28 protein-coding genes are annotated in these 16,976 nt (G+C 64.3%); 2 read left to right on the top strand and 26 right to left on the bottom strand.

The genetic code is table 11. The annotated features are described in order from the left end of the window. Nucleotides 1-4: 4 nt before the first annotated feature. The 23 genes from rpsE to rpsL all read right to left on the bottom strand — a co-directional run bounded on the left by rpsE (nucleotide 5) and on the right by rpsL (nucleotide 13,638). The gene (gene rpsE, locus NFE57_RS07545; RefSeq protein WP_252134962.1) at nucleotides 5-745 is read right to left on the bottom strand and encodes a 30S ribosomal protein S5; all 741 of its coding nucleotides are present in this window, start codon (nucleotides 743-745) and stop codon (nucleotides 5-7) included. A 2-nt stretch (nucleotides 746-747) separates the two neighbouring features. Then, nucleotides 748-1,104, bottom strand: a complete 357-nt coding sequence (gene rplR / locus NFE57_RS07550; RefSeq protein ID WP_252134963.1) for a 50S ribosomal protein L18 — start codon at nucleotides 1,102-1,104, stop codon at nucleotides 748-750. Continuing rightward, entirely contained in the window at nucleotides 1,104-1,637 is a 534-nt protein-coding gene (gene rplF, locus NFE57_RS07555) for a 50S ribosomal protein L6 (RefSeq protein ID WP_252134964.1), read from the bottom strand. Before rplF ends, rplR begins: the two co-directional genes overlap by 1 nt. Next, on the bottom strand, nucleotides 1,637-2,032 hold the full coding sequence (gene rpsH / locus NFE57_RS07560) for a 30S ribosomal protein S8 (protein ID WP_252134965.1): 396 nt from the start codon (nucleotides 2,030-2,032) through the stop codon (nucleotides 1,637-1,639). Before rpsH ends, rplF begins: the two co-directional genes overlap by 1 nt. Before the next feature lie 10 nt (nucleotides 2,033-2,042). Next, a complete protein-coding gene (gene rpsN / locus NFE57_RS07565; RefSeq protein ID WP_252134966.1) occupies nucleotides 2,043-2,348 on the bottom strand; it encodes a 30S ribosomal protein S14 in 306 nt (101 codons plus the stop codon). A 19-nt stretch (nucleotides 2,349-2,367) separates the two neighbouring features. Then, on the bottom strand, nucleotides 2,368-2,952 hold the full coding sequence (rplE, locus tag NFE57_RS07570) for a 50S ribosomal protein L5 (protein ID WP_252134967.1): 585 nt from the start codon (nucleotides 2,950-2,952) through the stop codon (nucleotides 2,368-2,370). Further along, a complete protein-coding gene (gene rplX / locus NFE57_RS07575) occupies nucleotides 2,945-3,265 on the bottom strand; it encodes a 50S ribosomal protein L24 (RefSeq protein ID WP_252134968.1) in 321 nt (106 codons plus the stop codon). The genes rplE and rplX overlap by 8 nt, the downstream gene beginning before the upstream one ends. After that, complete coding sequence (rplN, locus tag NFE57_RS07580) at nucleotides 3,265-3,633, bottom strand: 50S ribosomal protein L14 (RefSeq protein WP_252134969.1); 369 nt, start codon at nucleotides 3,631-3,633, stop codon at nucleotides 3,265-3,267. Before rplN ends, rplX begins: the two co-directional genes overlap by 1 nt. Nucleotides 3,634-3,742: 109 nt before the next feature. Next, nucleotides 3,743-4,015: a 30S ribosomal protein S17 gene (gene rpsQ / locus NFE57_RS07585; RefSeq protein WP_252134970.1), complete on the bottom strand. Its 273-nt coding sequence runs from the start codon at nucleotides 4,013-4,015 to the stop codon at nucleotides 3,743-3,745. 13 nt (nucleotides 4,016-4,028) lie between these two features. Beyond that, on the bottom strand, nucleotides 4,029-4,232 hold the full coding sequence (gene rpmC, locus NFE57_RS07590) for a 50S ribosomal protein L29 (RefSeq protein ID WP_252134971.1): 204 nt from the start codon (nucleotides 4,230-4,232) through the stop codon (nucleotides 4,029-4,031). Nucleotides 4,233-4,234: 2 nt separating this feature from the next. Continuing rightward, entirely contained in the window at nucleotides 4,235-4,666 is a 432-nt protein-coding gene (rplP, locus tag NFE57_RS07595; RefSeq protein WP_252134972.1) for a 50S ribosomal protein L16, read from the bottom strand. Nucleotides 4,667-4,696: 30 nt separating this feature from the next. After that, a complete protein-coding gene (gene rpsC / locus NFE57_RS07600; RefSeq protein ID WP_252134973.1) occupies nucleotides 4,697-5,404 on the bottom strand; it encodes a 30S ribosomal protein S3 in 708 nt (235 codons plus the stop codon). Further along, nucleotides 5,404-5,781 carry a 50S ribosomal protein L22 gene (gene rplV, locus NFE57_RS07605; RefSeq protein ID WP_252134974.1) on the bottom strand — a complete coding sequence of 126 codons (378 nt, stop codon included), beginning with the start codon at nucleotides 5,779-5,781 and terminating at the stop codon, nucleotides 5,404-5,406. Before rplV ends, rpsC begins: the two co-directional genes overlap by 1 nt. Beyond that, a complete protein-coding gene (rpsS, locus tag NFE57_RS07610) occupies nucleotides 5,781-6,056 on the bottom strand; it encodes a 30S ribosomal protein S19 (protein ID WP_252134975.1) in 276 nt (91 codons plus the stop codon). The genes rplV and rpsS overlap by 1 nt, the downstream gene beginning before the upstream one ends. 2 nt (nucleotides 6,057-6,058) lie before the next feature. Continuing rightward, complete coding sequence (gene rplB / locus NFE57_RS07615; RefSeq protein WP_252134976.1) at nucleotides 6,059-6,895, bottom strand: 50S ribosomal protein L2; 837 nt, start codon at nucleotides 6,893-6,895, stop codon at nucleotides 6,059-6,061. A 2-nt stretch (nucleotides 6,896-6,897) separates the two neighbouring features. Beyond that, entirely contained in the window at nucleotides 6,898-7,215 is a 318-nt protein-coding gene (locus NFE57_RS07620; protein WP_252134977.1) for a 50S ribosomal protein L23, read from the bottom strand. Then, nucleotides 7,208-7,837: a 50S ribosomal protein L4 gene (gene rplD, locus NFE57_RS07625; protein WP_252134978.1), complete on the bottom strand. Its 630-nt coding sequence runs from the start codon at nucleotides 7,835-7,837 to the stop codon at nucleotides 7,208-7,210. Before rplD ends, NFE57_RS07620 begins: the two co-directional genes overlap by 8 nt. A 2-nt stretch (nucleotides 7,838-7,839) precedes the next feature. Then, a complete protein-coding gene (rplC, locus tag NFE57_RS07630; RefSeq protein WP_252134979.1) occupies nucleotides 7,840-8,595 on the bottom strand; it encodes a 50S ribosomal protein L3 in 756 nt (251 codons plus the stop codon). Between the two features lie 246 nt (nucleotides 8,596-8,841). Further along, on the bottom strand, nucleotides 8,842-9,153 hold the full coding sequence (gene rpsJ, locus NFE57_RS07635; RefSeq protein ID WP_119037652.1) for a 30S ribosomal protein S10: 312 nt from the start codon (nucleotides 9,151-9,153) through the stop codon (nucleotides 8,842-8,844). A gap of 116 nt (nucleotides 9,154-9,269) precedes the next feature. Beyond that, complete coding sequence (gene tuf, locus NFE57_RS07640) at nucleotides 9,270-10,460, bottom strand: elongation factor Tu (RefSeq protein ID WP_252134980.1); 1,191 nt, start codon at nucleotides 10,458-10,460, stop codon at nucleotides 9,270-9,272. 106 nt (nucleotides 10,461-10,566) lie between these two features. Continuing rightward, a complete protein-coding gene (gene fusA / locus NFE57_RS07645) occupies nucleotides 10,567-12,639 on the bottom strand; it encodes an elongation factor G (protein WP_252134981.1) in 2,073 nt (690 codons plus the stop codon). 54 nt (nucleotides 12,640-12,693) lie between these two features. Continuing rightward, nucleotides 12,694-13,164: a 30S ribosomal protein S7 gene (rpsG, locus tag NFE57_RS07650; protein ID WP_119037647.1), complete on the bottom strand. Its 471-nt coding sequence runs from the start codon at nucleotides 13,162-13,164 to the stop codon at nucleotides 12,694-12,696. Nucleotides 13,165-13,266: 102 nt separating this feature from the next. Beyond that, nucleotides 13,267-13,638: a 30S ribosomal protein S12 gene (gene rpsL / locus NFE57_RS07655; RefSeq protein ID WP_252135065.1), complete on the bottom strand. Its 372-nt coding sequence runs from the start codon at nucleotides 13,636-13,638 to the stop codon at nucleotides 13,267-13,269. Between the two features lie 326 nt (nucleotides 13,639-13,964). Here rpsL and NFE57_RS07660 point away from each other — a divergent pair, with 326 nt between their 5' ends. Together NFE57_RS07660 and NFE57_RS07665 are read left to right on the top strand one after the other, a co-directional pair. After that, nucleotides 13,965-14,366 (top strand): bactofilin family protein, encoded by a 402-nt coding sequence (locus NFE57_RS07660; protein ID WP_252134982.1) that lies wholly within the window; start codon nucleotides 13,965-13,967, stop codon nucleotides 14,364-14,366. 31 nt (nucleotides 14,367-14,397) lie between these two features. Continuing rightward, entirely contained in the window at nucleotides 14,398-14,853 is a 456-nt protein-coding gene (locus NFE57_RS07665) for a GFA family protein (RefSeq protein ID WP_252134983.1), read from the top strand. Nucleotides 14,854-14,887: 34 nt separating this feature from the next. Here the strand turns inward: NFE57_RS07665 and lpdA are convergent, their stop codons facing one another. Genes lpdA through NFE57_RS07680 form a run of 3 tightly spaced genes read right to left on the bottom strand, consistent with a single transcriptional unit; the run spans nucleotide 14,888 to nucleotide 16,976 of the window. After that, nucleotides 14,888-16,303 (bottom strand): dihydrolipoyl dehydrogenase, encoded by a 1,416-nt coding sequence (gene lpdA / locus NFE57_RS07670; protein ID WP_252134984.1) that lies wholly within the window; start codon nucleotides 16,301-16,303, stop codon nucleotides 14,888-14,890. A gap of 57 nt (nucleotides 16,304-16,360) precedes the next feature. After that, nucleotides 16,361-16,774: an acyl-CoA thioesterase gene (locus NFE57_RS07675; protein WP_252134985.1), complete on the bottom strand. Its 414-nt coding sequence runs from the start codon at nucleotides 16,772-16,774 to the stop codon at nucleotides 16,361-16,363. After that, nucleotides 16,767-16,976 (bottom strand): hypothetical protein, encoded by a 210-nt coding sequence (locus tag NFE57_RS07680; protein ID WP_252134986.1) that lies wholly within the window; start codon nucleotides 16,974-16,976, stop codon nucleotides 16,767-16,769. Before NFE57_RS07680 ends, NFE57_RS07675 begins: the two co-directional genes overlap by 8 nt.

Here is a 16,976-nt window from a genome sequence, read left to right on the forward strand (position 1 = left end):
TGGCTTACTCCGTGACGGCCGCGGCATCAGCCTCGGCGGTCTGCGATCCACCGCGACCAAGCAGGTCGGCGATCTTCTTGCCACGGCGCTGCGCCACGCTCTTCGGCGAGGTCTGCGACACCAGCGCTTCGAAGGTCGCGCGGATCATGTTGTAGGGGTTCGACGTCCCCACCGACTTGGTGACGACATCGGCAACGCCGAGCGATTCGAAGATGGCGCGCATCGGGCCACCCGCGATGATGCCCGTTCCCGCCGGCGCCGAGCGCAGCGTCACGCGGCCCGCGCCGAACCGGCCGTTGCCATCGTGATGCAGCGTGCGGCCTTCCTTGAGCGGCACGCGGACCATTGCCTTCTTGGCCGCGGCGGTCGCCTTCGAAATCGCTTCCGGCACTTCGCGCGCCTTGCCGTGGCCGAAGCCTGCACGGCCCTTGCCGTCGCCGACGATGACCAGTGCCGCAAAGCCGAAGCGCTTGCCGCCCTTCACCGTCTTCGAGACGCGGTTGATATGCACCAGCTTTTCGATCAGTTCCTCGCCGCCATCGTCCGCGCCACCGCGCCGATCGTCGCGCCGACCGCGGCCGTCACGGCCCCGCCCGCCACGATCGCCGCCACCGGCACCACGTCCACCGCGCGGACCGCGGCCGCGGCCGCCACCGGGCCCGCCGGCGCCGGGGTGAGAAGCGGTATCGGCCGCCGCATTCGCCTCGGGCTGCGTGCCTTCGCCGGTCGTGTTCTCTTCAGCCATCATCAGAACTCCAATCCGCCTTCACGCGCGGCATCCGCCAGCGCCTTGACGCGGCCGTGGAACAGGAAACCACCGCGATCGAACACCACCTGGGTGACGCCCGCCTTCTTGGCGGCCGCAGCGACGCGCTTGCCGACTTCGGCGGCCGCCTCGACATTGGCGCCCGATTTGGCGCGCGCGCCTTCTTCGAGCGTCGACGCCGATGCGAGCGTCTTGCCCTCGGCATCGTCGATCACCTGGGCATAGATATGCCGGCCCGAGCGATGCACCGACAGCCGCGGGCGCGTGCCAGCGCGGGCGCGAAGCGCGGTGCGGTTGCGCCGACGGCGCTTTTCGAAAAGAGAAAGACCCTTGGCCATTACTTCTTCTTCCCTTCCTTGCGGAAGATGTACTCGCCGCGATATTTGATGCCCTTGCCCTTATACGGCTCGGGCTTGCGCCAGCGACGGATCTCGGCCGCAACCTGACCCACCCGCTGCTTGTCCATCCCCGTGATCTCGACCGTGGTCTGATCGGGCGTCTTGATCTCGATCCCCTCGGGCACCGCGAAATTGACGTCGTGGCTGAAGCCGAGCTGGAGCTTCAGGTTCTTGCCCTGCGCCGTCGCACGATAGCCGACACCGGTGATCTCGAGCACCGTGGAGAAACCCTCGGTGACGCCGGTGACGAGGTTCTGCACCAGCGTGCGCTGCATCCCCCAGAAGGCGCGCGCACGCTTGCTGTCATTGGCCGGCTGCACCGAGATGCTGCCGTCTTCGAGCGCGTAGGTGATCTCATCCGCGAGCGCGATCGCGAGCGTCCCCTTGGGGCCCTTCACGCTGAGTTTCCCGTCGCCGATATTGGCCGTCACCCCGCTGGGGATCGCGACCAGCTTTTTGCCGATGCGGCTCATCAGAATACCTCCGCCAGCACTTCGCCGCCGACATTCTGGTCGCGTGCTTCGGCATCCGAGAGCACGCCACGCGGCGTCGAGACGATGGTGATGCCCAGGCCATTCTGGACGCGCGGGAGCTCCTTCGAGCCCGAATAGACGCGCCGGCCCGGCTTCGAGACGCGCGCGACATGCTTGATCGCGGGCTGCCCCTCGAAATATTTGAGTTCGATCCGGATGCCCTTGGCGGGCCCCATTTCTTCCTCGGTATAGCCGCGGATATAGCCTTCACGCTGGAGCACGTCGAGCACGCGGACACGCAATTTGGAGCCCGGCGTCAGGACGGAGTCCTTGCGCGCGCGCTGGCCGTTGCGGATGCGGGTGAGCATATCACCCAGGGGATCGGTCACTGCCATCTCTAGATCCTTACCAGCTCGACTTCGTGACGCCCGGGATCAGGCCCTTGTTGGCCAGATCGCGCAGCTGCACGCGGCAGAGGCGGAACTTGCGGTAATAAGCGCGCGGACGGCCCGTTACCTCACAGCGGTTGCGGACGCGCGTCGGGTTACCGTTGCGCGGAATTTCCGCCATCTTGAGGCGCGCGATCAGCCGCTCGCTATCGTCGAGCGTCTTGTCGTTCGCCTGCGCCTTCAGCTTCGCATACCGGCCGGCATATTTCTTCACCAGCTTCTTGCGACGCTCGTTCTTATTGATCGAACTCAGTTTCGCCATGACTTAAGTTCTTCCTCTCTTACGCGGCCTGACGCTGGTCAGCGTCGGCCTGCGGGAACGGGAAACCAAACAGACGGAGCAGCTCGCGCGCTTCCTCGTCGGTCTTCGCCGTGGTGGTAACAATGATGTCGAGCCCACGGACCTTGTCGATCCGGTCGTAGCTGATCTCGGGGAACACGAGCTGTTCCTTGAGGCCCATCGCGTAATTGCCGCGGCCGTCGAACGAATTCGGGTTGAGCCCGCGGAAATCGCGGATGCGGGGCATCGCGATCGTGATCAGGCGATCGAGGAATTCGTACATCCGCGTGCGGCGCAGGGTGACCTTGCAGCCGATCGGCATGCCTTCGCGCAGCTTGAACTGCGCGATCGACTTCTTCGCCTTGGTGACGACGGGCTTCTGGCCGGCGATCAGCTCCATTTCCTGGGCTGCCTGATCGACCTTCTTCTTGTCCTGCGTCGCCTCGCCCACGCCCATGTTGAGGACGATCTTGTCGAGCCGCGGGACTTCGAGCGCGTTCTTGTAGCCGAACTTGTCGGTCATCGCCTTGACGATACGCTCGTCATAGATGCCCTTCATGCGGGGCGTATACTTGGCATCAGCCATCGATTGTCTCCCCGGACTTGACCGCGACACGGACCTTCTTGCCGTCCTTGCCGGTCTCGAAACGAACGCGGGTCGGCTTGCCGTCCTTGGTCACGTGCGCAACCTTGCACACATGGAGCGGCGCTTCCGCGCGCTTGAGGCCACCCTGCGGGTCGCCCTGGCTCGGCTTGACGTGGCGGACGGCGATATTGACGCCCGACACGATGACCTTGCCTTCCTTGGGCAGCGCCTGGGTGACATCACCCGTCTTGCCCTTGTCCTTGCCGGACAGGACGATCACGCGATCGCCCTTCTTGATCCTGGCGGCAGCCATCACAGCACCTCCGGCGCGAGCGAAATGATCTTCATGTGCTTCTTGGCACGCAGCTCGCGCACCACCGGGCCGAAGATACGGGTGCCGATCGGCTCCTCGTTCTTGTTGACCAGCACCGCGGCATTGCCGTCGAAGCGGATCACCGAGCCGTCGGCGCGGCGAATGTCCTTCGCCGTGCGCACGATGACGGCGCGATGCACATCGCCCTTCTTCACCTTGCCGCGCGGCTGCGCTTCCTTGACGCTGACGACGATGATGTCGCCGACGCCGGCCGTGCGACGCTTCGAGCCGCCCAGCACCTTGATGCACTGCACCCGCTTGGCGCCGCTGTTATCCGCGACGTCGAGATTGGATTGCATCTGGATCATCGATCCGGTTCCTTCTCACCTGGCTTTCCGGGACACGCCCGGAAGTTCCACCCAAAATTGCCGCTCACCCCTGCGGGCTGAGCCTATCGAAGCCCCGTAGGAGCCTGCCTTAACCTTCGGCCGTCGCGCGCTCGGGCGTCGCATGGGCATTGACCCGCTCGACCACCTTCCACGTCTTCAGCTTGGAGATCGGGGCGGTCTCTTCGATCCGCACCGTTTCACCCTGCTTGTACTCGTTCGCCTCATCATGGGCGTGGTACTTTTTCGAGCGACGGATGATCTTGCCGTAGAGCGGGTGCTTCACCCGGCGCTCGACACTCACCACCACCGTCTTGTCGGTCTTGTCCGAGACGACCTGTCCCGTCAGCACGCGCTTCGGCATAGCTTCGTCTTCCTTACTTGCTGGCCGCGCGGACGCGAGCGCCCTGCAGCGTCTTGATGCGGGCGATGTCGCGACGCACTTCGCGGATCCGGCTCGGCTTTTCGAGCTGGTTGGTCGCGGCCTGGAAGCGCAGGTTGAACGCCTCGCGCTTCAAATTGCCCAGCTCTTCCCCGAGCTGGTCGTCGGTCTTCGCCTTGAGATCGTCGATCCGGGCCATGATTATGCTCCCAGGTGCGAGGTGTCGCCGAGACGCGCCACCACCTTGGTCTTGATCGGCAGCTTCATCGCCGCCCGCTCGAACGCTTCGGCCGCAAGCGGGCCGGGAACGCCGTCGAGCTCGAACAGGATGCGGCCGGGCTTGACACGCGCCGCCCAGAATTCCGGCGAGCCCTTGCCCTTGCCCATGCGGACTTCGGCAGGCTTGCCCGACACGGGCACGTCCGGGAAAATGCGAATCCACAAACGCCCCTGGCGCTTGATGTGACGCGTGATCGCGCGGCGAGCCGCCTCGATCTGGCGCGCGGTGATCCGTTCGGGCTCCATCGCCTTCAGCCCGTAGGAGCCGAAGTTGAGCGCAGCGCCGCCCTTGGCATCGCCATGGATCCGGCCCTTGAACGCCTTGCGGAACTTTGTGCGTTTTGGTTGCAACATTGTCTTTTATCCCAGCCTTAGCGGCGCCAATTATCGACGATCGTCGCGCGCCGGGCGCACGCCGGAGGTCTGGGCCTCCATCATGAGCCGGTCTTGCGCCATCGGATCGTGCCCGAGGATCTCGCCCTTGAAGATCCACACCTTGACGCCGCACACGCCATAAGCGGTGTGCGCCGACGCTTCGGCGTAATCGACGTTGGCGCGCAGCGTGTGCAGCGGCACCCGACCCTCGCGATACCATTCGGTCCGCGCGATTTCCGCGCCGCCCAAACGGCCGCCGCAGGTGATCCGGATACCCTCGGCGCCCAGACGCAGCGCCGATTGCACCGCGCGCTTCATCGCGCGACGGAAGGCGATGCGGCGCTCGAGCTGATCGGCAACGCCCTGCGCGACGAGCTTGGCGTCGACCTCTGGCTTGCGGATCTCGACGATGTTCAGCGACACGTCCGACGAGGTCATCTCGCCGATCTTGCGCCGAAGCTTCTCGATGTCCGCGCCCTTCTTGCCGATGATCACACCGGGGCGGGCCGCATAGATCGACACCCGGCACAGCTTGGCCGGCCGCTCGATCACCACCTTCGAGATCGCGGCCTGCGGCAGCGATTCGATGATGTACTTGCGGATTTTGAGATCCTCGAGAAGGAGACGACCGTAATCGGCACCCTCGGCGAACCAGCGGCTATCCCACGTCCGGTTGATCTGGAGACGCAGGCCGATCGGATTGCTCTTCTGACCCATTATGCTTCTTCCTGCTCACGGACGACGATACGCAGCCGGCTGAACGGCTTCAGAATGCGCGTCGATTTGCCGCGGCCGCGCGTGGCGAACCGCTTCATGGTGATCGACTTGCCGACCGACGCCTCGGCGACGACGAGGGCGTCGACATCGAGATTGTGGTTGTTTTCGGCATTGGCGATGGCCGAGGCCAGCACCTTGCGCGCGTCGACCGCCATGCCCTTCGTCGAGAAGGCCAGGATGTTCATCGCGTCGCTCGCCTTCTTGCCACGGATCAGGCCCGCAACGAGATTGAGCTTCTGGGCCGAGCCACGGATCTGGGTCGCGACCGCAAGGGCCTCGTTATCCGCAACGCGGCGGGGAGCTGCCGGCTTCGACATCAGCGCTTGCCCTTCTTGTCTGCGGCGTGGCCGGGGAAGTAACGCGTCGGCGCGAACTCGCCCAGCTTCATGCCGACCATGTCCTCGTTCACCGTCACCGGCACGAACTTGCGGCCGTTATAGACGTTGAACGTGAGACCGACGAAATCGGGCAGGATCGTCGAACGGCGCGACCAGGTCTTGATCGGCGCGCGCGCGCTGGTTTCCTGCGCAACTTGCGCCTTCTTCAGCAGGTGCAGGTCAACGAACGGACCTTTCCATACGGAGCGGGCCATGATTACCTCTTCTTCTTCGCGTGACGCGACCGGATGATCATCTTGTCGGTCTGCTTGTTGTGGCGCGTGCGCGCACCCTTGGTCGGCTTGCCCCACGGCGTGACCGGATGACGGCCGCCCGAGGTCCGGCCTTCACCACCGCCGTGCGGATGGTCGACCGGGTTCTTGGCGACGCCGCGTGTCAGCGGGCGCTTGCCCAGCCAGCGGTTGCGCCCCGCCTTGGCGAGGTTCTGGTTCTGGTTGTCGGGGTTCGACACCGCACCGATCGTCGCCATGCAGTCCGACCGGATGTACCGCTGCTCGCCCGAATTGAGCCGCACCATCACCATCCCGCGATCACGACCGACCACCTGCACATAGGTGCCCGCCGAGCGCGCGATCTGACCGCCCTTGCCCGGCTTCATCTCCACATTGTGGACGATGGTGCCGACCGGCATCTGGCCAAGTTCCATCGCGTTGCCTGGCTTCACGTCGGTCTTCTTGCCCGCGACCACCTTGTCGCCGACCGCAAGACGCTGCGGCGCGATGATATAGGCCAATTCATCATCGGCATATTTCACCAGCGCGATGAACGCGGTGCGATTGGGATCGTATTCGATCCGCTCGACCGTACCTTCAACGTCCCACTTCCGGCGCTTGAAATCGACGAAGCGATAGCGCTGCTTGTGGCCGCCGGCGATGCCGCGCGACGTGATGTGGCCCTTGTTGTTCCGGCCGCCGGTCTTGCGCTTGCCTTCGGTGAGCGCCTTGACGGGGCCACCCTTGTGCAGGCCGGTGCGGTCGATCAGGATCAGGCCGCGACGCGACGGGCTCGTCGGATTGTAATGTTTGAGCGCCATGGTCAGTTGACCCCCTGCGTCACGTCGATCGACTGCCCGTCCTTGAGCGTGACGATCGCCTTCTTCATGTCGGAGCGCGTGTAGGGCTTACCCTTCCAGCGCTTGGTCTTGCCCTTCTGCGTGATCGTGTTCACGCCGGTCACGTTGACGTCGAAGATCGCCTCGACGGCCGCCTTGATCTCGGGCTTGGTCGCGTCGCGCGCGACCTTGAACACCACCGCGTTGTTCTCGCTCATCAGCGTCGACTTTTCGGTGATGTGCGGCGCGACGAGCACGTCATAATGACGATTGTCGACCGCTTCCTTCTGCTTCTTAGCCATTGAAGCGCGCCTCCAGCTTCTCGACCGCCGCGCGGGTAAGAACCAGCGTATCAGCCCTGAGGATGTCGTAAACATTGGCGCCGATCGCCGGCAGCACGTTCACGTTGAACAGATTGCCCGCGGCGAGCGCGAAGCTGTTCTCGACCGCATCGCCATCGATCACCAGCGCCGTCCGGCCGAAGCCCAGCCTGGCGAGATCGGCGCTGAGCGCCTTGGTCTTGCCGTCCTTGACCGCGATCGAGTCCATGACGATCAGCGAGCCGGCCTTGGCGTGGCTGCTGAGCGCCATCTTGAGGCCGAGCGCGCGAACCTTCTTGTTCAGCGACGGATTGAAATCACGAACCCGCGGGCCGTGCGCCTTGCCGCCGCCGATGAAGATCGGGGCGCGGCGATCGCCGTGACGCGCGGTACCGCCGCCCTTCTGGCGACCGAACTTCTTGCCGGTACGAGCGACATCGCCACGCTCACGGGCCGCGCGGGCGGTGCCGCGACGCTTCTCGAGCTGCCAGGTAACGACGCGGTGGAGAATGTCGGCACGCGGCTCGACGCCGAACACGGCCTCGTTGAGCTCCACGTCCGCGGCCTTCGCCTTGGCGTCAAAGGAGGAAAGTTTGACCTTCACGTTCAGCCCTCCTGGCCTTCGGTCGCCTCGGGCGCCGGCGCTGCATCAGCGGGCGCCTCGGCGGCGACATTGTTGCTGTTGGCGACGGCCTTGAGGCCGGCGGGGAACGGCGCATCGGCATGGCGCGGCAGCTTGACCGCATCCTTGACGATCAGCCAGCCACCCTTGGAGCCGGGGACCGAACCCTTGACGAACAGCAGGCCACGCTCGGCGTCCGTGCGGACGATCTCGAGATTCTGCTGGGTCCGATTGCGGTCACCCATGTGCCCCGCCATCTTCTTGTTCTTGAACACGCGGCCCGGATCCTGACGCTGGCCGGTCGAGCCGTGCGAGCGGTGCGAGATCGACACGCCGTGCGACGCGTTCAGACCGCCGAACCCCCAACGCTTCATCGCGCCGGCAAAGCCCTTGCCCTGGGTACGCCCCGAGACATCAACCATCTGGCCGGCAACGAAATGATCGGCGGAAATTTCGGCACCGACATCGAGCAGACCGTCTTCGTCCACGCGAAATTCGCAGAGAACCGCCTTGGGCTCGACCTCGGCCTTGCCGAAATGGCCACGCTGCGGCTTGGCAACGTTCTTGGTCTTCGCGGTACCCGCGCCGACCTGAACGGCGGTGTAGCCGTCCCTATCCTTGTCGCGAACGGAAACAACCTGAACGCCTTCGAGCGCCAGAACGGTGACCGGCACATGGCGGCCGTCGTCCTGGAACAGGCGGGTCATCCCCATTTTCTTCGCGATCACGCCAGTGCGCATGATCCAGTGCTCCTCAACAGAGGCACCCCGGGCCTATCCCAAAGGTGCTTGCAGACCCGACGTCTCGTCGAGCCCAGGTCCAGCCCGGAAAAAGCGAAGCGTGCCCCCGTCCCGGGCTGGGTGTCCGGCGTGCCGGACGTGACGGGAGACGCTGGCCCAGCGGCCGAAGCCGCTGGCGGTATCTCTAAATGTCGTTGCGTCCGCAGGATCGCTCGAATCGAGCGATCGACCGCGGATGCACGGCCCTTAGGCCAGTTTGATCTCTACGTCCACACCCGCCGCGAGATCGAGCTTCATCAGCGCATCGACCGTCTGCGGGGTAGGCTGCACGATATCGAGCATCCGCTTGTAGGTACGCACCTCGAACTGCTCGCGCGACTTCTTGTCGATGTGCGGGCCACGGTTGACCGTGAACTTCTCGATGCGCGTCGGCATGGGAATGGGGCCGCGAATGAGCGCGCCGGTGCGGCGGGCCGTATCGGCGATGTCGCCGGTCGCCTGATCGAGCACACGATGATCGAACGCCTTCAGACGAATGCGAATATTCTGCGTTTCCATAACCCTACCGATGCGAAAGAGCGGGCCGCTTGCGCGGCTCTTGCTTGTTAGACCACCAAAACGGCAACCGGCCGACCCCCTGTGAAACCGGGGAATCGGCCGGACGCGCGTCTATATTACTTGTCGATGCCGCTGACAACCCCCGCGCCGACGGTACGACCGCCCTCGCGAATGGTGAAACGCTGGCCGACGTCCATCGCGATCGGTGCGATCAGCTTGATGCCGAGCGCAACGTTGTCGCCGGGCATGACCATCTCGGTGCCCTCGGGCAGCTCGACGGTGCCGGTGACGTCGGTGGTGCGGAAGTAGAACTGCGGCCGGTAGTTGGCGAAGAACGGCGTGTGACGGCCACCTTCGTCCTTCGACAGCACATACACTTCCGACTTGAAATCGGTGTGCGGCTTGATCGAACCCGGCTTGCAGAGCACCTGGCCGCGCTCGACCTCTTCACGGCCGACGCCGCGGATCAGCGCACCGACGTTGTCGCCGGCCTGGCCCTGATCGAGCAGCTTGCGGAACATCTCGACGCCCGTGACCGTGGTCTTGCGGGTGTCGTGGATGCCGACGATCTCGACTTCCTCACCAACCTTGATGATGCCGGTTTCGACACGGCCGGTGACGACGGTGCCACGACCCGAGATCGAGAACACGTCTTCGATCGGCATCATGAACGGCTTGTCGAGCGGACGCTCCGGCTCGGGGATGTAGGCATCGACCTGCGCCATCAGCTCAAGCACGGCCTTCTTGCCGATTTCGTCGTTCGAATCCTCAAGCGCGGCGAGCGCCGACCCCTTGATGATCGGAATATCGTCGCCCGGGAATTCGTAGGACGACAGCAGCTCACGGATTTCCAGCTCGACGAGCTCGAGGATTTCCGGATCGTCGACCTGATCGACCTTGTTCATGAACACGACCATCGCCGGCACGCCGACCTGACGCGCGAGCAGGATGTGCTCACGGGTCTGCGGCATCGGGCCGTCGGTCGCCGACACGACGAGGATCGCCCCGTCCATCTGCGCGGCGCCGGTGATCATGTTCTTCACATAGTCGGCGTGACCCGGGCAATCGACGTGCGCATAGTGGCGCTTTTCGGTTTCATACTCGACGTGGCTGGTCGCGATCGTGATGCCACGCTCGCGCTCTTCGGGCGCCTTGTCGATATTGTCGTACGCGGTGAACGTGGCGCCCCCGGTTTCGGCGAGCACCTTGGTGATCGCGGCCGTCAGCGAGGTCTTGCCATGGTCGACGTGACCGATGGTGCCGATGTTGAGGTGCGGTTTGGTCCGCTCGAACTTAGACTTGGCCATTGCTTTCCTACCTTTTGATCAATTTCCGCGCCGCTGCGGGCCACGCGCGAACGCGGCCCCATAGCGACTGATTCGCGATTACGCCAGCCCAACGCGCCTTAACGCATCAGGCCAGTTTAGCCTTCACTTCGTCGGCGACGTTCTGCGGCACTTCATCATAGTGCGAGAACTGCATCGAATATTGCGCGCGACCCTGGGTGAACGAGCGCAACTGATTGACGTAGCCGAACATGTTCGCCAGCGGCACCACGGCATCGACGGTTTGCGCGTTGCCGCGGCTATCGGTGCCCTGGATCTGCCCGCGACGCGAGTTCAGATCGCCGATGACGTCGCCCAGATATTCCTCGGGGCTGACGACTTCGACCTTCATGATCGGCTCGAGCAGCTTGATGCCCGCCTTCTGCGCGGCCTCACGCATCGCACCGCGCGCGCAGATTTCGAACGCCAGCGCCGACGAATCGACGTCGTGATACTTACCGTCGATCAGGTGGACCTCGAAATCGATGATCGGGAAGCCGATCAGCGATCCGGTCTCGGCGGTCTCACGGAAGCCCTTTTCAACCGACGGGATATATTCGCGCGGGATATTGCCGCCCTTGATCTCGTCGAAGAACTGGAAGCCCGACCCACGCTCGCCGGGGATGACCTTGACCTTGACCTCACCGAACTGGCCCGACCCGCCCGACTGCTTCTTGTGGGTGTAGGTCAGTTCGACCGGCTTGGCGAGATATTCGCGATACGCCACCTGCGGCGCGCCGACATTGGCGTCGACCTTGAACTCACGCCGCATGCGGTCGACGAGAATCTCGAGGTGAAGCTCGCCCATCCCCTTGATGATGGTCTGGCCCGATTCCTGATCGGACGAGACGCGGAACGAGGGGTCTTCGGCCGCGAGACGATTGAGCGCGATGCCCATCCGTTCCTGGTCGGCCTTGGTCTTGGGCTCCACGCTCAGCTCGATGACGGGGTCCGGGAACTCCATCCGCTCGAGGATGATCGGGTGCTGCGCGTCGCACAGAGTATCGCCGGTCGTGGTTTCCTTGAGCCCCGCGATCGCGACGATATCACCGGCGAAGGCCTCGTCGATGTCCTCACGCGCATTGGCGTGCATGAGGAGCATGCGGCCGATCTTTTCCTTCTTGTCCTTCACCGAGTTCATGTAGCTGCCCTTTTCGAGCTTGCCCGAATAGACACGCGCGAAGGTGAGGCTGCCCACGAAGGGATCGTTCATGATCTTGAACGCCAGCGCCGAGAACGGCGCCTTGTCGTCGGCCGGCCGCGAATCCTCGGTCTCGCCGTCGAGCTTGACGCCCTTGATCGCCGGCACGTCGAGCGGGCTCGGCAGATAATCAACGATCGCGTCGAGCAGCGGCTGGACGCCCTTGTTCTTGAACGACGACCCGCACAGCACCGGCACGAAATCGAACGCCAGCGTCCCCTTGCGGATCAGCGCCTTCAGCGTCGCGACATCGGGCTCATTGCCTTCGAGATAGGCCTCCATCGCGGCCTCGTCCTGCTCGACGGCAAGCTCGATCAGTTCCTGGCGCGCGATCGCCGCCTCTTCCTTCATATCCTCGGGGATGTCCTGGATCTCGTACTTCGCGCCCAGGCTCTCCTCGAGCCAGACGATCGCACGGTTTTCCACCAAGTCGACGAGGCCGATGAAGCTGCTCTCGATGCCGATCGGGAGATAGAGCACCGCCGGGCGCGAACCCAGACGATCCTTGATCATGTCCACGCAGCGCCGGAAGTTCGCGCCGGTCCGATCGAGCTTGTTGACATAGCACATGCGCGGCACGTGATATTTGTCGGCCTGCCGCCACACCGTCTCCGACTGCGGCTCGACGCCGGCAACGCCATCGAACGCGGTGATCGCGCCGTCGAGCACGCGCAGCGACCGCTCGACCTCGATCGTGAAGTCGACGTGGCCCGGCGTATCGATGATGTTGATCCGGTGATCGTTCCAGAAACAGGTCGTCGCGGCCGACGTGATCGTGATCCCGCGCTCCTGCTCCTGCTCCATCCAGTCCATCGTCGCGGTCCCCTCATGGGTCTCGCCGATCTTGTAGTTCTTGCCGGTATAGAAAAGGATGCGCTCGGTGGTGGTCGTCTTACCGGCGTCGATGTGCGCCATGATGCCGATATTACGATATTTTTCGAGCGGATGGCTGCGGGCCATGATCTTATCTCCGTGGCCGGGGCGCCATCGACGCCCCGGCAGTTTCCTGAATGCTTACCAGCGGTAGTGCGAGAAGGCGCGGTTGGCTTCCGCCATACGGTGCGTATCTTCGCGCTTCTTGACCGCGTTGCCGCGATTGTTCGACGCATCGAGCAGCTCGCCCGACAGGCGCCCCGCCATCGTGTGCTCGCTGCGGGCCCGCGCGGCCGCGATCAGCCAGCGGATCGCCAGCGCCTGCGCGCGCTCGGGGCGCACCTCGACCGGCACCTGATAGGTCGCACCACCGACGCGGCGGCTGCGCACCTCGATGCCCGGCTTGATGTTGTTGAGCGCCTCATGGAACACGCCCAGCGGGTCTTTCTTGGCCTTTGCTTCGACGGTGTCGAGCGCGCCATAGACGATGCCTTCGGCGACGGCCTTCTTGCCGTCCAGCATCACCGAGTTCATGAATTTCGACAGAACCTCATCACCAAATTTGGGATCAGGCAGGATTTCCCGCTTTTCGGGACGACGACGACGAGACATATTGAAAGCCTTTCAAAACCTGCGATCGGATCGTGCGGGGCATTGATCCCGAAGAAAATCGTTCAGGACGATTTTTCCCGGAATATCATGCCCCCGGCAGGATCACTTCGGACGCTTGGCGCCGTACTTCGAGCGGGACTGCCTGCGATCCTTGACACCCTGGGTATCGAGAACGCCGCGCAGAATGTGATAACGCACACCCGGAAGGTCGCGCACGCGGCCACCGCGGATCAGGACCACCGAGTGCTCCTGAAGGTTGTGGCCTTCGCCCGGAATATAGCTGATCACTTCACGCTGGTTGGTGAGGCGGACCTTGGCCACCTTGCGCAGCGCCGAGTTCGGCTTCTTCGGAGTCGTCGTATACACGCGCGTGCAGACACCGCGCTTCTGCGGGTTCTGATCCATCGCAGGGACCTTGGATTTGGCCTTCTGCTGGTCACGGCCCTTGCGGACCAACTGGTTAATCGTTGGCATGAAGCCCTTCACCTTATGTTACCAGAAATCCTGGCGGTTACTTTGCCGCAAACACGAAACAGCACGAACGGCCCGTGGGCCGCTTGACCGGCCCTGGCCCCGTGCTTTGCCGGCAATGTTCAATGCTCTCAGTCGAATGGGCGGCACCGGAGACTCGGCTCCATCACCGCCAGCCCTTCCGCAAGCAGGCGCGGCCTATACTGGGGCGCCCGGTTGGGGTCAACAGCATCGGCGGCGCCACATGCGCGACCGGCGCGAATCCCTGCCGGGTGGACGCGCCGCCGCGCCATCGTTAGCATTTAACCATAATCGCACCGGGGGGCACGATGTTCGGCAAGAAGGATGTGGGAAGCGCGGCCGCGAAGCGCAACGGCTTTTCGGTGCTGGGGCCGGACGTGACGGTGACGGGCGATATCGAAGCCGATTCGGATCTGCATATCGACGGCATCGTCGCGGGCGACCTCGTCTGCGCGAGCCTGATCCAGACCGCGGACAGCCGCATCACCGGCGCGGTGCGCGCGCAATCGGCGCGCATCGGCGGCACGATCGAGGGCAGCGTCACGGTCGACGCGCTGACGATCGAAGCGAGCGCGCGAATCAGCGGCGACATCGCGTATAAGACCGTGACGATCGAGGGCGGCGCGACCGTGGACGGCCGACTCTCACGGATCGACGGCAATGACGACACCGCCAGCGGGCCGGTGCGGCTGATCACCGCGGCCGAGTGACGCCCCGGCGCTGTTCGAGGAGGCGCACGCGATGACCGGATGGACGCTGCCGATGGACGGGGGATGCCGGTGCGGCAAGCTGCGCTTCCGCATCACCCGGCCGCCGCTGCTGACGATGGCGTGCCATTGCACCGGTTGCCAGAAAATGAGCGGCAGCGCCTTTTCGACCACGGTGATGGCGCCGAGCAACGGCTTCGAGGTAACCGCGGGCACGCCGGTGATCGGCGGGCTCCACGGCGCGCAGAGCCGCCACCATCATTGCGACTGGTGCAAGAGCTGGGTGTTCACGCGAATCGCGCCCGACATGGGGTTCGTCAATGTGCGGGCGGGCGCGCTCGATGATCCGCACTGGTTCGCGCCGTTCGTCGAAAGCTATACCAGCGAGGCGCTGCCCTGGGCGAACACCGGGGCGCCGCACAGCTTCCCCGAATTTCCGCCGATCGACCAATATCAGCCGCTATTGGCCGCGTTCGCGGCAGCACTTTGAGCCACCCCGGCGCTTGCCGGGGTGGCATATCATCTCAGATATGCAGCGCCCGCCCATAAGCGGCGAGGACGCTCTCGTGCATCATTTCGCTCAGCGTCGGGTGCGGGAAGACGGTGTTCATCAGTTCGACCTCGGTGGTCTCGAGCGTCTTGCCGACGGTGTAGCCCTGGATCAGCTCGGTCACCTCGGCGCCGATCATGTGCGCACCAAGCAACTCGCCGGTCTTGGCGTCGAACACCGTCTTGACGAAGCCTTCGGCCTCACCCAGCGCGATCGCCTTGCCGTTGCCGATGAAGGGGAAATTGCCGACCTTCACCTCATAGCCTGCTTCCTTCGCCTTGGCCTCGGTGAGGCCGACGCTGGCGATCTGCGGGTGGCAATAGGTGCAGCCCGGAATGTTGCGCACGTCCATCGCGTGCGGGTGGACGTGCTTGTTGCCCAGCGCCTGCGCGATCGCCTCGGCGGCGATGACGCCCTCGTGGCTCGCCTTGTGCGCGAGCCAGGGCGGTGCGGTGACGTCGCCGATCGCCCATAGCCCCTCGACATTGGTGCGGCACAGGCCATCGGTCTTGATATGGCCGCGCTCGGTTGCGACCTTGAGTGCCTCCAGCCCGATCTTCTCGGTGTTGGGGACGATGCCGATCGCGACGATGACATGGCTGAACTCGGTGGTGACGACCTTGCCGTCCTTGCCCTTGATCGAGGCCTTGACGCCCTTGTCGCCGACGTCGAGCTTCTCGACGCCCGCGCCGGTCATGATCGTCATGCCCTGCTTCTTGAGCGCCTTTTCGAGGAAGGCCGACACATCCGCATCCTCGACCGGCACGACGCGATCGAGCATTTCGACCACCGTCACGTCGGCGCCCATATCGTTATAGAAGCTGGCGAACTCGATCCCGATCGCGCCCGAGCCGATGACGAGCAGCTTGCTGGGCACTTCGCCCGGCACCATCGCGTGGCGATAGGTCCATACGCGCTTGCCGTCCGCGGGCGCGAACGGCAGATCGCGCGCGCGCGCGCCGGTGGCGACGATGATGTGCTTGGCCGACAGCTCGGTCTTCTTGCCGTCCTTGTCGGTGACCGACAGCTTGCCCTTACCCGTCAGCACGCCCTCGCCCATATGGACCGCGATCTTGTTCTTCTTCATCAGGTGCGTGACGCCCTGATTGAGCTGTTTGGCAACCCCGCGCGAGCGCTTGACCACGGCATCGATGTCCGCGCTGATCTTCTCGGCGACCAGCCCGTAATCCTTGGCGTGATTCATATAATGGAAAATCTCGGCCGATCGCAGCAGCGCCTTGGTGGGGATGCAGCCCCAGTTGAGGCAGATGCCGCCCAGATTCTCGCGCTCGACGATCGCGGTCTTGAGCCCGAGCTGCGCGGCACGGATGGCCGCGACATAGCCGCCGGGGCCAGAGCCGAGAACGATGACGTCGTAAGATTCAGCCACGATATACTCCTCGAACGTACCAGCCGGCGGCATCGCCACCGGCGCTATTTCAAATTTTCAGACCGCATCGGCCATCGGCGGGACGCGGCGTGGATTGCGATCCTCGTCGACCGCCACGAAAACGAATTTGGCCTGCGTCACCCGGTGCGATTCCTCGCTGTGGCGGGCACGGCGCCAGGTTTCGACGTCGATCGTCATCGAGGTGGTGCCGACACGCACCAGATGCGCGAACACCGATACGTCGTCCCCGACGAACACCGGATGATGGAACTTCATGCCCTCGACCGCCACGGTGACCGCGCGCCCCTTCGAATGGCGCGAGGCGACCACGCCCGCGGCCATATCCATATGGCCCATCAGCCAGCCGCCGAAAATGTCGCCATAGGGATTGGCGTCGGCGGGCATCGCGGTAATCCGGATCGCGGGCGCGGTCGCCGGCATCACCTCATCGCCAGCCATATCCTCAGCCATGCGCCCGCCTTCTCGCGCGCGTGATGCGGATCGCGCGGCGCAACGGGTTGATCCCCATCAACACCGTCAACACCATCGCGACCCCGCCGATCGTCCAGATCGTCTTTGCCCCCAGCGGATAAGCCCAGGCCGATACCCACGTCACCGCCAGCGCGGCGGCGAGCCCCGCGACGATGTGAAGGAGTTCGGCCAGGACGCGCAT

This window comes from Hephaestia sp. MAHUQ-44 (assembly GCF_023806085.1).
Taxonomy (GTDB): domain Bacteria; phylum Pseudomonadota; class Alphaproteobacteria; order Sphingomonadales; family Sphingomonadaceae; genus Sphingomonas.

Excerpts from the sequence above, each read along its gene's own strand:
- rpsE (WP_252134962.1), bottom strand. The coding sequence starts at position 745 with ATGGCTGAAGAGAACACGACCGGCGAAGGCACGCAGCCCGAGGCGAAT.
- rplR (WP_252134963.1), bottom strand. The coding sequence starts at position 1,104 with ATGGCCAAGGGTCTTTCTCTTTTCGAAAAGCGCCGTCGGCGCAACCGC.
- rplF (WP_252134964.1), bottom strand. The coding sequence starts at position 1,637 with ATGAGCCGCATCGGCAAAAAGCTGGTCGCGATCCCCAGCGGGGTGACG.
- rpsH (WP_252134965.1), bottom strand. The coding sequence starts at position 2,032 with ATGGCAGTGACCGATCCCCTGGGTGATATGCTCACCCGCATCCGCAAC.
- rpsN (WP_252134966.1), bottom strand. The coding sequence starts at position 2,348 with ATGGCGAAACTGAGTTCGATCAATAAGAACGAGCGTCGCAAGAAGCTG.
- rplE (WP_252134967.1), bottom strand. The coding sequence starts at position 2,952 with ATGGCTGATGCCAAGTATACGCCCCGCATGAAGGGCATCTATGACGAG.
- rplX (WP_252134968.1), bottom strand. The coding sequence starts at position 3,265 with ATGGCTGCCGCCAGGATCAAGAAGGGCGATCGCGTGATCGTCCTGTCC.
- rplN (WP_252134969.1), bottom strand. The coding sequence starts at position 3,633 with ATGATCCAGATGCAATCCAATCTCGACGTCGCGGATAACAGCGGCGCC.
- rpsQ (WP_252134970.1), bottom strand. The coding sequence starts at position 4,015 with ATGCCGAAGCGCGTGCTGACGGGACAGGTCGTCTCGGACAAGACCGAC.
- rpmC (WP_252134971.1), bottom strand. The coding sequence starts at position 4,232 with ATGGCCCGGATCGACGATCTCAAGGCGAAGACCGACGACCAGCTCGGG.
- rplP (WP_252134972.1), bottom strand. The coding sequence starts at position 4,666 with ATGTTGCAACCAAAACGCACAAAGTTCCGCAAGGCGTTCAAGGGCCGG.
- rpsC (WP_252134973.1), bottom strand. The coding sequence starts at position 5,404 with ATGGGTCAGAAGAGCAATCCGATCGGCCTGCGTCTCCAGATCAACCGG.
- rplV (WP_252134974.1), bottom strand. The coding sequence starts at position 5,781 with ATGTCGAAGCCGGCAGCTCCCCGCCGCGTTGCGGATAACGAGGCCCTT.
- rpsS (WP_252134975.1), bottom strand. The coding sequence starts at position 6,056 with ATGGCCCGCTCCGTATGGAAAGGTCCGTTCGTTGACCTGCACCTGCTG.
- rplB (WP_252134976.1), bottom strand. The coding sequence starts at position 6,895 with ATGGCGCTCAAACATTACAATCCGACGAGCCCGTCGCGTCGCGGCCTG.
- NFE57_RS07620 (WP_252134977.1), bottom strand. The coding sequence starts at position 7,215 with ATGGCTAAGAAGCAGAAGGAAGCGGTCGACAATCGTCATTATGACGTG.
- rplC (WP_252134979.1), bottom strand. The coding sequence starts at position 8,595 with ATGCGCACTGGCGTGATCGCGAAGAAAATGGGGATGACCCGCCTGTTC.
- rpsJ (WP_119037652.1), bottom strand. The coding sequence starts at position 9,153 with ATGGAAACGCAGAATATTCGCATTCGTCTGAAGGCGTTCGATCATCGT.
- tuf (WP_252134980.1), bottom strand. The coding sequence starts at position 10,460 with ATGGCCAAGTCTAAGTTCGAGCGGACCAAACCGCACCTCAACATCGGC.
- fusA (WP_252134981.1), bottom strand. The coding sequence starts at position 12,639 with ATGGCCCGCAGCCATCCGCTCGAAAAATATCGTAATATCGGCATCATG.
- rpsG (WP_119037647.1), bottom strand. The coding sequence starts at position 13,164 with ATGTCTCGTCGTCGTCGTCCCGAAAAGCGGGAAATCCTGCCTGATCCC.
- rpsL (WP_252135065.1), bottom strand. The coding sequence starts at position 13,638 with ATGCCAACGATTAACCAGTTGGTCCGCAAGGGCCGTGACCAGCAGAAG.
- NFE57_RS07660 (WP_252134982.1), top strand. The coding sequence starts at position 13,965 with ATGTTCGGCAAGAAGGATGTGGGAAGCGCGGCCGCGAAGCGCAACGGC.
- NFE57_RS07665 (WP_252134983.1), top strand. The coding sequence starts at position 14,398 with ATGACCGGATGGACGCTGCCGATGGACGGGGGATGCCGGTGCGGCAAG.
- NFE57_RS07675 (WP_252134985.1), bottom strand. The coding sequence starts at position 16,774 with ATGGCTGAGGATATGGCTGGCGATGAGGTGATGCCGGCGACCGCGCCC.
- NFE57_RS07680 (WP_252134986.1), bottom strand. The coding sequence starts at position 16,976 with ATGCGCGTCCTGGCCGAACTCCTTCACATCGTCGCGGGGCTCGCCGCC.